The sequence below is a fragment of the Saccharopolyspora sp. NPDC003752 genome (assembly GCF_053605825.1).
Window position 1 is genome coordinate 1 of record NZ_JBSGJZ010000019.1, and the last position, 12616, is coordinate 12616.

At 70.5% G+C, this 12616-nt stretch carries 7 protein-coding genes; 2 read left to right on the forward strand and 5 right to left on the reverse strand.

Features of this window, described 5'->3' with window-relative positions:
* Nucleotides 1-221: 221 nt before the first annotated feature.
* Nucleotides 222-2045 carry an alpha/beta fold hydrolase gene (locus tag ACWEV3_RS23845; RefSeq protein WP_452616045.1) on the forward strand — a complete coding sequence of 608 codons (1824 nt, stop codon included), beginning with the start codon at nt 222-224 and terminating at the stop codon, nt 2043-2045.
* An 86-nt stretch (nt 2046-2131) separates the two neighbouring features.
* Here the strand turns inward: ACWEV3_RS23845 and ACWEV3_RS23850 are convergent, their stop codons facing one another.
* The 3 genes from ACWEV3_RS23850 to ACWEV3_RS23860 are packed head-to-tail and all read right to left on the reverse strand — an operon-like array spanning nt 2132 to nt 5177.
* Nucleotides 2132-2971: a carbohydrate ABC transporter permease gene (locus ACWEV3_RS23850; protein WP_452616046.1), complete on the reverse strand. Its 840-nt coding sequence runs from the start codon at nt 2969-2971 to the stop codon at nt 2132-2134.
* The gene (locus ACWEV3_RS23855) at nt 2971-3804 is read right to left on the reverse strand and encodes a carbohydrate ABC transporter permease (RefSeq protein WP_452616047.1); all 834 of its coding nucleotides are present in this window, start codon (nt 3802-3804) and stop codon (nt 2971-2973) included. Before ACWEV3_RS23855 ends, ACWEV3_RS23850 begins: the two co-directional genes overlap by 1 nt.
* A 32-nt stretch (nt 3805-3836) precedes the next feature.
* Nucleotides 3837-5177, reverse strand: coding sequence for an extracellular solute-binding protein (locus ACWEV3_RS23860; protein ID WP_452616048.1), 1341 nt, complete (start codon nt 5175-5177; stop codon nt 3837-3839).
* Between the two features lie 119 nt (nt 5178-5296).
* On the opposite strand from ACWEV3_RS23860, the gene ACWEV3_RS23865 reads away from it, so the two are divergent.
* Complete coding sequence (locus ACWEV3_RS23865; RefSeq protein ID WP_452616049.1) at nt 5297-6514, forward strand: ROK family transcriptional regulator; 1218 nt, start codon at nt 5297-5299, stop codon at nt 6512-6514.
* 167 nt (nt 6515-6681) lie between these two features.
* Here the strand turns inward: ACWEV3_RS23865 and ACWEV3_RS23870 are convergent, their stop codons facing one another.
* Both ACWEV3_RS23870 and ACWEV3_RS23875 read right to left on the reverse strand, forming a co-directional pair.
* Nucleotides 6682-11535, reverse strand: a complete 4854-nt coding sequence (locus ACWEV3_RS23870) for a DUF6531 domain-containing protein (protein WP_452616050.1) — start codon at nt 11533-11535, stop codon at nt 6682-6684.
* Nucleotides 11536-11580: 45 nt separating this feature from the next.
* Nucleotides 11581-12183, reverse strand: a complete 603-nt coding sequence (locus ACWEV3_RS23875) for a YbaB/EbfC family nucleoid-associated protein (protein WP_452616051.1) — start codon at nt 12181-12183, stop codon at nt 11581-11583.
* Nucleotides 12184-12616 lie beyond the last annotated feature (433 nt).

A 12616-nucleotide genomic window follows, 5' to 3' on the forward strand; every position in this document is an offset into this window, starting at 1 on the left:
GCTTTTTGTTTGGGGGGGGCTTTTTTGTGGGGGCCGGGGGGGGCCGGGGGGCGGGGGGGGGGGCCCCCCCCCGGGGGGGGGGGGGCCCCCCCCCCCCCCCCCGCCACCCCTCACGAGATTCGCCGGTTTCGCGCGAAAACGTCGCGGTGCCGCTTCCGACAGCAAGGGGGCTCGGCGTCGGACGCTGGACAAAATATGTAGACCGGTCTATTTTTCTCCCCATGGTGATCGAGAGCGGCAGGCCTATCGGGGCACCGGACGCGGTGGTGTTCGGCGCGACCGGATTCATCGGTCGGTGGACAGTGCTGCACCTGCTGGACCAGGGCCGCGCGGTCGCGGCAGTCCTCCGGGAGCGCGGCGGGACGGGCCGGGAGGCGGAGTTGCGCGGGTGGCTGCGCGATCGCGGCGCGGCCGACGACCGGCTCGTGGTCGTCGCCGGTGACCTCACCGGTGGTTCCGGACTGGGGCTCAGCCCGGCCGACGACGAGCAACTCGCCGACGTGCGGGATGTCTTCAACACCGCCGCCCTCTACCGGTTCGGGCTGCAGCGCGAGGAGGCGAGGGCGGTCAACGTCGACGGCGCCCTCAACGTGCTGCGCTGGGCCGCCACCCGCCGCGGCCTGCGCAGGCTGGTCCACGTGTCGGGCTACCGGGTTGGGCTGGACCGACAGGCGCGGTATCCCCTCCCCGAGGCCGAACTCGCGGCGCTCTATCGGGACAAGGGCGCGTACGAAGGATCCAAGTTCGAGGCGGATGCGGCCGTGCGGGTCGTCGCCGCCCGGCTGGCGGTCCCGCTGACGGTGGTGAACCCCAGCAGCGTGATCGGGCACTCGGCCACCGGCGAGGCCGGCCAGTACATCGGCCTGGCCGAACTGGTCCGCCAGTTGTGGACCGGACGGCTGGCCGCGCTGCCCGGAACCGCGCGCACGTTCGTCCCCGTCGTGACCGTGGACCACTTCGCGAAGTTCATGGCCGCCGTCCCCGAGCACGACCCGGAGCCCGGCGGCCGGCACTGGGTGCTCGACGCGGACACCCCGGACCTGCCCGACGTGGTCCGGATGCTCGCCGACCACCTGGGCGTGCGCGCGCCGCGGACCCGTGTGCCGGTGTCCCTGGTCCGCCGCCTCCCGGCCGCGCTGACCGGCGCCGACCCGGAAACCTTGGACTTCCTGATCGAGGACCGCTACGACACCGCTTCGGCGGAGCGGGTCGCCGACGCCGCCGGACTCCGGCAGCCGCCCGCCGAGACCGCGCTGCGCCGTTGGGCGGATCGGCTCGTGGCGGACCGGTTCGGCGCGACTTCCGCCGCGCTCTCCGGCGGCTTCCACGACGTCGCAGGCTCCCGGACCTACCTCGCCGGCGACCGGACCTCGCCCGATTTCGTGCTCCTGCACGGGCTTCCACTCGACGGCGAGTCCTGGCGGGGCGTGCTCGGCGAACTGGGGGACTCGCGCGCCCTGGTCGCCGACCTGCCGGGCCTCGGCCGCTCGGCCCCGACCAGGGCCACGCCGCTGGACTGGCTCGCGGACCTGCTGGCACCCGTGCGAACCCGGCCCGTGATCGTCGCCCACTCGGCGGCCACCGCGCCGGCGCTGCGCTTCGCCGCCGCGCATCCCGACCGCATCGCGGGCGTGCTCCTGGTTTCGCCCTACTTCCTCCAGGCCGAAGCCTCGAAGCTGCTCCGCGCGCTCGCCGCGCCGCTGCTCAAGCGCATCTCAGTCCCGCGCCTCACGGCTGCGCTCCTCGGCGACGCTCCGCCCGCCGAAGCCCGCCAGGCCGTCGCGAGCGCCGCGGCCCAGCTGCGTCGGCCCGCCGTCGCCAGCCGCACCGCCCGCTGGCTCAGAGCCGCGAGCCAACCTGCCGAACGCGCCGCCCTCCGCACGCTCCTCGGCGACGCCTCGGTCCACATCGTTGCCGGACAACAGGATCCGCTGCTCGACGCCCCGGGATCGGCCACCGTCACCACCATCCCCGGCGCCGGGCACAACCCGCAGCTCACCCACCCCTCCGCGGTCGCCGCCGCCATGCGGCGGATCAGTGCTTGATGGGCCCCTGCCAGGCATCGGCGCCGGCCCCTTCCCGCAATTTCCATTGAAATTGAACCTTCGATTTCAATGGAAATTGCGGCGGATCAGTGCTTGATGGCGCCGGCGAGGTTGAAGGCGCCACCGAGGGTGCGGCCGACGATCAGGTACAGGGCGATCACCGGGGCCGTGTAGAGGATCGAGTAGGCCGCCAGCTGGCCGTAGGCGATCAGCCCGCCCTGGCCGAAGAAGGTGAACACGCCCACCGACGCCGGCTGCTTCGCCGGGTCCAGCAGCAGGACGAACGGCACGAAGAAGTTGCCCCACGCGGTGATGAACGTGAAGATCGCAACCACCGCCAGGCCGGGCACGATCAGCGGCAGCACCACCGCGCGCAGCGCCTGCATCGCCGACGCGCCGTCCACCCACGCCGCCTCCTCCAGCGCGATCGGGACGCCGTCCATGAAGTTCTTCGTCATCCAGATCGCGACCGGCAGCGACGTCGCCGCCAGGAACAGGGTGGTGCCGAACATCGAGTCGATCAGCTCCAGCCGCACGAACATGCTGTACACCGGGACCATCACCGCGGTCATCGGCAGGCCGGAGGCGAACAGCACGACGTACAGGAAGGGCCGCCGGAACCGCAGCTGGTAGCGCGACAGCGGATAGGCGCACAGCACCGCGGCGACCACCGAGATCAGCGCCGCGCCGCCGCTCATCAGCAGCCCGTTCCACAATGGACGAACGCTGGTCTCCCAGTCGAGCACCTGGCCGAAGTTGTCGAGAGTGAGCGCGGCGGGCAGCTGCGCCGCCAGCGGCGCGTCGGCGTCGAACGCGGCCGTGACCAGCCAAAGCAGCGGGGCCAGGAACGCCAGGGCGATGGCCGCGAGCACCAGGTTGACCACAGTGGACACCGAGCGCCGCCGGGCGGAGGTCACCGAGGCCATCAGGCACCTTCCCGGAGGCTCTTGGCGTACACGACCGCGAAAATGCCGCCGATCAGCAGCAGCACCAGGGAGATCGCGGCGCCGTAACCGATCTCGTCGAACTCGAACGCCGAGTCGTACATCAGCAGCGGCAGCGTCTGCGTCGCGGCGCCCGGGCCGCCGGCGGTCAGCACGTAGATCATCGTGAACAGCCCGATCGTCTGCAGCGTGATGAGCATCAGGTTGGTCAGCACCGAACGCCGGATGATCGGCAGCGTGACGTGCCAGAACCGGCGGAACACCCCGGCGCCGTCGACCTCCGCGGCCTCCACCAGGTCGGTCGGCACCTCCGACAGCGACGCCTGGTACACCAGCATCGAAAACGCGGTGCCCCGCCAGACGTTGCCCAGGATTACCGCCACCATCGGCGCGCTGTAGAGCCAGTCCTGCGCACCGAGCCCGAGACCGGTGAGCAGCCGGTTCAGCGTGCCGTCGGCGTTCAGGAACGCGTACACGGCGAAGGCCGCGACGAGCTCCGGCAGCACCCACGCCGACACCACGACGGTGCCGACCGCGCTGCGCACCCAGCGGCGCCGGTGCTGCGTAAGCACGGCGATGAGCATGCCCAGGCAGTTCTGCCCGATGACCGCCGAGCCCACCGTGAAGACCACCGTCAGCCAGGACGAATGCCACAGCGCCGGATCGGTGAGCAGCCGCCGGAAGTTCTCCAGCCCGACGAACTCCGGCGCGGTCGCCGCGGCCCCGGTCAGCGCCGCGTTGGTGAGCGAGACGTAGCCGCTCCACAGGATCGGACCGGCGACGAACAGGCCGAGCAGCAGCAACGCGGGTGCCATCGGCACCAGCCAGCGCCCCACCCGCGCCCCCATCAGCCCGGTCGGGTGTTCGCCGGCTGCACGATCCGCGACACCTGCTCCGACCAGCGATCGGCGACCTCGGCGGGCGGCTTGCCCGCCACCACGTCGAGCACCGACTGCTGGATCGCCTCGGAGACCTTCGGGTACTCCGGCAGCGCGGGCCGGTAGTGCGTGTTGTCCAGCAGGCCGATCCAGAACGGGTTGAGCGGGTTGGCACCGACCACCCGTGGATCGGCGGCGGCGTCCGCGCGGGCCGGCAGGTTGCCGCTGGCCGCCGCGTAGGCCACGACGTTGTCCTTGGTCATCGCCTGCTTGATGAACTCGAACGCGTCGTCCTGCTTGCCGCTGGACGAGCTGATCGCCAGCGTCCAGCCGCCGGAGAGGGTGACCGTGCCCGGCGGCTGCCCGTGCCGGGTGGGCATCGGCGTCGCCGCCATCGTCCGGCTCCAGTCCTGCCAGCCGGAATCCGCCCAGTTCCCGGAGGCGAAGCTGCCGTCAAGCCGGATCGCGATCTTGCCCTCGCGGGTCAGGTCGTCGCGGAACACCTTGTCGTACTGGGCATCGGCGATCTGCGCCCCGCTCTGCGTCAGGCCCTCGGCCAACGCGGTGGACAGGAAGCCCATCGCGTCGGCGAAACCGCTGCTCGGCGCGATCCACTTCTGCTGCCGTTCGTCGTAGAGGGTGCCGGTTTCGGTGCCGTACAACAGCATTTCGACGGTCTGCATGCTCACCGACTCGCCCTCGGCCTTGCCCAGCGCGAGGTCCAGGGCGATGACGTCCGGGCGGTGCTGCTTGACCTGCCGGGCGGCGGCGAGCACGTCGTCCCAGGTCCGGGGCCGCCAGTCGGCGGGCAGGCCGACCGCGGCGAACAGCTCGCGGTTGTACCAGAGGCCGCGGGTGTCGGTGTCCAGCGGAACGCCGTAGGTCTTGCCGTCCTGCGCCCGGCCCGCCTGCTTGGTGGTGTCGATGTAGTTGTCCCAGTCGGGCCACTGCGCGAGCCGGTCGTCCAGCGGCGCCAGGTATCCGGCCGCGACGTCGGAGTTCACGTTGAAGCTGTCCTCGTAGAGCACGTCCGGCGCGGTGGACGGCGAACGCATCCGCAGCTGCAGCTTCGACAGGTACTCGCTCTCCGGCGCGACCACCGGATCCAGCTTCACGACCTTGCCCGGATGCGCCTGCTCGTACTGCTGCTTGACCCGCTGCATCCACTGGTCGACCTGCAACGTGTTGCCGTACCGGTGGTAGGCCACGCTGATCGTGTTCGGGTCGTCGGCCGCGCCGCCGCCGCACGCGGCCAGCACGACGACCAGGGTGGTGGTGATGAACGCGGACATCGCCTTGTTCCGACGCATCGCGGCCTCCCGCCGGCAGTGGTTGCGCCTGACCTGAGATCCGGATCACACTCTTGGGCAAGATAATTCCATTCGATGGAACAAGTCAACGATCTTGCTGCCCCAGACGAGGAGCGTCGATGGCGAAAGCGTCCTGGCAGGGCACGAATCTGCCGCGGGTGGGCGGGTTCAACCGGGCGGTCGTGCTCGACGCGATCCGGCAGCACGGTGAGGTCAGCCGCGTGGAGCTGGCGCGGCGCACCGGGCTGACCGCGCAGACGATGTCCAACATCGTGCGCGCGCTGATCGACGACGGACTGGTCACCGAGAACGGCCACGCGCCGTCCACCGGGGGAAAGCGCCGGGTGCTGCTGAAGGTCGTGCCGGACGCTTACTCGGCGGTCGGCCTGCACCTCGATCCGGAGCGGATCACCGGCGTCCTGCTGGACCTGGCGGGCGGCGTGCGGATGCGCAGCCGCCGCCGCGTGCCCGACGACGCCTCGCCCGAGGCGGTCGGGGCGGCGCTGGCCCGCACCTTCCACCAGTTGGTGCGGCGTTCCGGCATCGCAGACGGCCGGGTGCTCGGCGTCGGGCTGGCGGTGCCCGGTCCGCTGGACTCGGCGAACCGCCGGGTGCTCGGGCCGCCGAATCTGGCCGGGTGGGCGGATGTTCCGCTTGCCGACATCGTCGAGGACCGCGCCGGGCTGCCGGTGGTGATGGACAACGACGCTACGGCCGCGGCGATCGGCGAGCGGTGGGCCGGTCGTGCGGACCGCGCGGGCTCGTTCGTCTACGTCTACCTGGGTTCCGGGGTCGGCATCGGCGTGGTGCTGGGCGATCAGGTGCATCGCGGGGTCAGCAACAACGCCGGCGAGATCGGTCACGTGCACAGCGGCGGCGGGCGCGAATGCCATTGCGGCAGAAAGGGATGCCTGGAGGCGTACTGCTCGATGCGCGCGATCGTCGCCGACTGGCGGGCGGCGACCCGGGAGGAGCCGAACGGGGAACCGGTCGCGGCGGCCTACGAGCGCCTGTGCCGCTCGGCGGCCGACGGCGACGCCACTGCGACCCGGGTGCTGCGCGTGGCGGCAACCCGGTTGGGCCAGGCGTTGGCATCGGTGGTGAGCGTGCTGGACGTCGACCGCGTGGTGCTCGGCGGGCCCGCGCTCCGGCATGTGGCGGAGCTGGTGCGGGCTCGCGTGGCGAAGGTGGTCGACGCGCAGGTGTGGGCGCCGAAGGTGCGGCCGGTGCGCGTCGAGACGGCGCTGATCGGCGACGACGCCGGAGCGGTGGGCGCGGCGTCGCTGGTGCTCGACCACGCCTACTCGCCGCGCCTGACCACCCTCCTCGGCTCCTGACAGACCCCCGGACCCAGCGTCGGACCGCTTGACGCCCGCAATTTCAATGGAAATCGGACCTTCGATTTCAATGGAACTTGCGGACCGTCGGCGTGTCGCACCCCGACACGCCGACGCCTGTGGACAACTCCCGCAACTTCAATGGAAATCGGAGGTCTGGTTTCCAACTAGAACTTCTTGAACATGTCGCCGTACTGGTTGTCCCAGGTCGACTGCTTCTTGGTGCCCGGGTAGCAGTGGTAGCTCACGTCGTTGGAACCGCCGCTGAAGTCGCCCGACACCTGGTAGCGGACACCGTCGACGCTCTGCGCGGGATTGGCACCGTCGTAGATCGATCCGTCCGGGCGCCTGAAGCCGTCGTGGCTGATCTTGTCGAGATCCTTGCTCGCCTTGTCGTCCGCCTTCGCGGCATCCTGGTAGCGGTCGTTCGCAGCCTTGTAGTCGTCGTAGGACTTCTCGCCCCGCTGGTAGTCCTGCCAGGCCTGCTCCCGCTCCCGCTTCGCCTCGAAACGAGCGTCGGCGGTGCCCCCGTCCTTGTAGGCCTCCAACTTCTCCTGGCGCTTGAGGTCCGCGATCTCCGCGGCGTTCTTGCCGAAGTAGTCCTTGTGCGCCTGATCGCCGACGTTCTCCGGGAACTTGTTGGCGCCGGAATTGCTGACGTTCTTGTTGTCCATCCCGGTGATGTGGGTGGTCTGGTGCTTGTTCTGGTGGGCCTCGACCTCGACGTTGTACTTCTTGCCGTTCACGTCGTAGGTCCCCACGGGCTTCTGTTCGAGCGCCTTGGGCTCCGGCCGGTTCGTGTTGCTGCCGCCCTGGTTCGAAGGGCCTTGCCCGTTGTTCCCGGTCTCCGGCGTGTTCGGGGCCCCGTGCTTGCGCCCGGTCTTGTCCTTCGACCCCGCGGTGGACCCCTGGCCCTGCCCGCCGCCGCCCTTCTTCGGCATCAGCCCCAGCGGGTCCTTGGCGCTGTGCGGATTGCCGACGTAGGCGACGGGGTTCGGGGCCGGGGCGAGTCCCAGCGGGTCCTGGCTGAGGTAACGACCGGTGGCCGGGTTGTAGTAGCGGTAGACGTTGTAGTTCAGGCCGGTTTCGAGGTCGGCGTACTGGCCGGGGAACCGCAGCGGCGTGCCGGCGGCGGCCTGTGGGGCGGGCAATTCCCTGCCCCACAGGCTGTTCCGGCCGTGCCAGGTGAGCATTCCGCTGGGGTCGACCAGATCGGTCGCCGTCCCCACCTGGTCGGTGATGACCGAGTGGAACCGCTCCGGCGCACCCGCGCCGCGTTCGAGCTGGGCGACGGGCGCGTCGTCGTCCGGATGATGCGCCCAGGTCGTCACCGTGCGGCGGCCGCCTGCGTCGGTGTGCACCTGCTCGATCAGCGTCCCGCCGTCCCAGGCGAAGTCGGTCTGCTCGGCCACCGTGGACAGGTCGGGAGCGAGTCGCTGCTTGGCGATCCGCCGGCCGACCGGGTCGTACCGGTACCGCCAGACGACGCCCTCCGGGGTCGTCACCGCGACCAGCCGGTCGTAGGAATCCCACGCATAGCGCCAATTCCGGCCGGTGTTGTCGGCGCGGAGGACCAGCCTGCCCTGCGCGTCGTGCTGGAAGGTGACCGCCCCCGCGGCGATCAGGCTGTTGCCCGCATAGCGCCGCGGACCGGTCTCGGCATCGTTGAGGCCGTTGGACGCGACGACGTTCCCCGACCCGTCGTACCGGTAGCTCTCCCGCCGGTCCGGCGCGATGACCTCGACCACCCGGCCGGACGGGTCGATCTGGTAGCGAATGCTCCCGGAGAGCCCGTCCTCGGTGCCGATCAGCTTGCCGTCGGGCCGGTAGACGAACCGTCGCCGCAGCACGGGCTGACCCGAGCGTCCCGTGACCGCCTGCGAGGTGAGCCGCTGCTCGCCGTCGTACGACTGCACCAGGGTCACCGCGCCGTCGATCGAGCGGTTGATCTGCTGACCGGCGGCGTCGTAGCCGAAGTTCAGCGAATGCCCGGCGAAGGACAGGCCGGTCGCCCGGCCGGCGGCGTCGTAGTTCCAGGCGCTGGCCACCCCGGACGGCGTCTGCCGCCGGATCACGCCGTTCTCGCTGTCGTAGGCGAACGTGACCGACCGGCCGTTGATGGTCTCCGCGGTGATGCGTCCCTGGTCGTCCCGCTCGAACTCGAGGACGGCGTCGTCGTTGGTCGCCCGGTTCAGGTGGCCGACGGGTGAATAGGCGTACTTGGTGACGCCCGAGGGAGCCCGCCACTCGACCAGGTTGCCGAGCGCGTCGTAGACGTATTCGGTCTCCTCGCCCGCGCCGTTGACCGAGCGCACGAGCTGTCCCGCCGGGTCGTAGGCGTAGCGCAGCACCCGGCCGTCGAAATCGTGCTCCTCGACCACCCTGCCCGCGAGGTCGTAGACGTAGCGCCAGGTCTGGCCCTGCGGATTCGTGACGGAGGTCAGCCTCCGCTCGGTGTCGAACGTGCGGGTGGTGCGCGCCCCGGTCTGGTCGACGCTGGCCAGCTCGACCTCGAACGGGCCGTACTCGGTGGCGGTCACCCCGCCGATCTCGTCGACCTGCGCGATCTGGTTGCCCTCGGGGTCGTAGCGCCACTGCACCCTGTTGCCCAGCGAGTCGACGCGCCAGGAACGACGGCCTTCCACGGTCCAGCCGAGTTGGATCCGCCCGCCACCCGGCGTCGTCGTCTCCCGGGGGCGTCCGAACAGGTCCAGCAGCCGGGGGTCGGGCTCGGTGAGTTCCGGTTCGGTGGTCTCGGCGCGGCCGGATCGGATGCTCTCGACGCTGAGTCGCGGTGCTACGCCGACCTTTCCGCCGAACGGGTCCAACGCCTCGTCGTCGTAGACCCGGGCCCAGGCGCGTTCGCCGTCCTTCACCTCGATCGATTCGACGGTGCCGTCGTCGGCGAGGTTCAGCCGGACGGTGCTTCCGTCCGGGCGCGTGATCCACCGCGGCTTGCCCAGGCTGTCGTACTGGTAGTACGTGGTCCGGCCCAGCGGATCGGTCCGGTCGAGCAACCGGTCGTAGCGATCCCACGTCGACAGCGTGGTGTTGCCGAGCGCGTCGGACTCCCGCACGAGCTGCTTCGCGTCGTTGAACTCGAATTCCTTGACGCCGCCGAGGGAATCGGTGTACCGGGTGATCGACCCGTCGTAGGTGAAGGTGGAGTCGAAGAAGCCCTTGTCGCCCACCGTCCGGACGCAGCGGCCGTGCTCGTCGTAGATGTAGCGGAACCAGAACCCGTTGCGGTCCTGCCACTCCGTCAGCCTGCCCGCGCTGTCGTACTGGAACAGCAGCGCCTTGCCCGAGGAGTTGACCACCTCGGCCAGGCGGCCCTTCGCGTCGTAGCCGTACCGCATCACCAGCACGTCGAGGTCGCGTTCCGGGTCGACCACGCGGAGCGCGGTGACCCGCTCCTGCTCGCTGTCGATCTCCACCCGGTACCCGTCGGAATGCTGGATCGCCTTGGGCGGACCGAACCGGCGGTGCTCGACGTCGAGCCGGCGACCGTCCTCGTCCTCGACCGACAGCAACGGCAGCACCAGGTCGCGCCCGGCCGGCGGGCCGAATCGGAGGATCTGGTTCAGCTGCGTGTTCTCCAGGCTGTAGCCGCCGTCCTCGTCCAGGTGCAACGGCCACCGCGGGCCTTCGACCGGCAGCACCGGAGCTTCCGCCGACGGCAGCGGGTAGACCAGGATCATCCCGTCCGGGGAGAAGTAGCAGACGTTCTCCGCGTCGACCTCCAGCCGCTGGTCCAGCGTCGAGGCCCACGACTGGCCGAACCACCGCCCCGCCCGGTACGACGAGACGTACATCCGCTGCAGCACCAGGCTCAGCGGGCCCTGGATCTCCAGGTCCTTCTCGGTCATCACCATGTGACCGGTGGCGAGGTCGACCGGCTCGGAGCCCCCGGTGCAGATGTCCTCGCCCTTGACCGACCGGTCCCTGGGGTTGTCCGGCTTGTTGCTGGAACCGTCCGGCTTGTTGTTCGACCGCGTCGAAGCCGGGGAGTTGTTGCTAGGCGTCGGGCCCGTTTCCGGCCCCGACCTCGTCGGCGGGCCGTCGTTCGGCGACGACTTCGGCGGCGGGCCGTCGGGGCTGCTCTTCGTCGGCGGGCCGTCGCTGGACGTCGATGACGTCGAGGCCGGGCCGTCGTTCGGCGACGACTTGGGGGGCGGGCCGTCGGGGCTGCTCTTCGTCGGGGGGCCGTCGCTGGACGTCGACTTGGTCGACGCCGGGCCCTTCGGGGTCGGGGCCGACCCGTCGCCGGACTTGATCTTCTTCAGGGCGTCCTTGGCGTCGCCGAAGGAGGAGCCGAGCTTCTTCAGCATCGGGGCCAGGGCCTTGATCGCCTTGACCAGCTTCGTGGTGATGTCGGCGATGCGGGCGGCGACCTTGGCGACCTCCGCGACCACCTGCGGCACCACCCAGGCCATCGCGATGCCCAGCGTGGCCAGCACCTGCAACGCCCAGCTCACCAGGTGGCCGACGAGCTCGGCGATGATGTCGCGCACCAGCGTCCGCACCGCCGCGACGACCTCGCCCGCCGTGCCGATGCCGCTCGACGCGCCGTCGGCCGCCGCCTGCGCGGCCGCGATCAGGTTGGCGGTGTCCTCGCTGCGCTTCCGGTAGGCATCACCGGCCTCGCCGATCCAGCTCCCCGTGTCGTTGTTGACCAGGTTGGTCATCTCGGTGCCGATCTCGCCCAGCTCCGCCGAGATGTTCTTCCACGTCTCCGAGTGCGCCTTGATCTCGTCCGGATCGCCGGTCAGGGCGTCCAGCGCGTCCGAGACCGGGCCGACGTGCTCCATCAGCCAGCCCACGCCGGCGGCGAGGATCGAGCCGAACGGATCCATCGCCATGCCCAGCGCGTCCAGGCCGGTGCCCACCGCCCCCATGACGCCCGACGCCCAGTCCCCGGACTCGATCGCCTTCTTCGTGTCGTTGACCGACTCCAGGATCGGCACACCGCTGAACGACTGCGTCGAGTCCTCGCGCTGGGCAACCAACGGATTCGTCACGACATCACCCCAGGTAACAGGAAACGGGAAGGAAAGGGCGGGAGGTCAGTCCCGCAGCGGATCGAAGTCGGGGCCGAACTCGTCGTCGTCGTCCTCGAAGCGGGGCCGCTTCGGCGGAGCGGCGGGCGGCGTCGGCCCGGCCGCCGGCGGTGCGGGCGGCGCGGGCGGCGGCTTCGGGGCTTCCTCGTCGTCCGGGAGTGCCCACTTCGACGAGGCTTCCGACGGTTCGGGTTCCGGGTCCTCGGGCTGTTCGGGGAACCGTTCGCGCAGGTTGTCCAGCATCATCGAGCGCGTCTGCAGGTCCTCGTCGCCGAGGTGGGCGGCCATCGTCTCGCCGACCTTGCTCGCGATGTCGGACTGCGCCCGGTGCATCGTGGACAGGATCTGCGCGGCCAGCTCGGACGGCGCCATCGTGCGGACCTTGTCGGTGAACTCCAGGTCCGTCACGCTTCCGTCGGCGCGGACCGTCACCTTGATGCGGCCGTCCGGGCTGGCTGCGGTCAGCCGCAGCTGCTCGGTCTGCTGCTGCACTTCCTGGTAACGCCGCGCCTTGTCGGCGAAGCCCTGCGCCCACTGCTGGATCCGCTGCTCGGCCTCGTCGGGGTCGGACCCGATCGCGGCGAACCCGCCTCGGCTTTCGCCCGGCATCGCACTACCTCCAAAGAATTGCTACTCCGCGGTCTGCCTGCTGCGCTGAGCCGCCGACCACTGCGTCGGAGCGACCACCGTTTCGCCCTCAATCACGCTGAAAACGCGTCGGCACCTGCCGAGCCACGGTCTCGCCCTCGGCCACGTTGAAAGGCGCCGGCGCCTGCCGAGTCACCGTCTCGCCCTCCGGCGCGCTAAACCCTGTCGGTGCCTGCCGAGCCACCGTCTCGCCCGCAGCCACATTGAAAGGCGTCGGCGCCTGCCGAGCCACGGTCTCGCCCTCCGGCGCGCTAAACCCTGTCGGTGCCTGGTTGCCCGCAGCCACGTTGAAAGGCGCCGGCGCCTGGCGAGCCACCGTCTCGCCCTCCGGCGCGCTAAACCCCATCGGCGCCTGGCGAGCCACCGTCTCGCCCTCCGGCACGCTGAAACGCGT

Bases quoted from the DNA above. Each gene is read 5' to 3' on its own strand.
- ACWEV3_RS23845 (WP_452616045.1), top strand. From the start codon at position 222: ATGGTGATCGAGAGCGGCAGGCCTATCGGGGCACCGGACGCGGTGGTG.
- ACWEV3_RS23850 (WP_452616046.1), bottom strand. From the start codon at position 2,971: ATGGCCTCGGTGACCTCCGCCCGGCGGCGCTCGGTGTCCACTGTGGTC.
- ACWEV3_RS23855 (WP_452616047.1), bottom strand. From the start codon at position 3,804: ATGGCACCCGCGTTGCTGCTGCTCGGCCTGTTCGTCGCCGGTCCGATC.
- ACWEV3_RS23860 (WP_452616048.1), bottom strand. From the start codon at position 5,177: ATGCGTCGGAACAAGGCGATGTCCGCGTTCATCACCACCACCCTGGTC.
- ACWEV3_RS23865 (WP_452616049.1), top strand. From the start codon at position 5,297: ATGGCGAAAGCGTCCTGGCAGGGCACGAATCTGCCGCGGGTGGGCGGG.
- ACWEV3_RS23875 (WP_452616051.1), bottom strand. From the start codon at position 12,183: ATGCCGGGCGAAAGCCGAGGCGGGTTCGCCGCGATCGGGTCCGACCCC.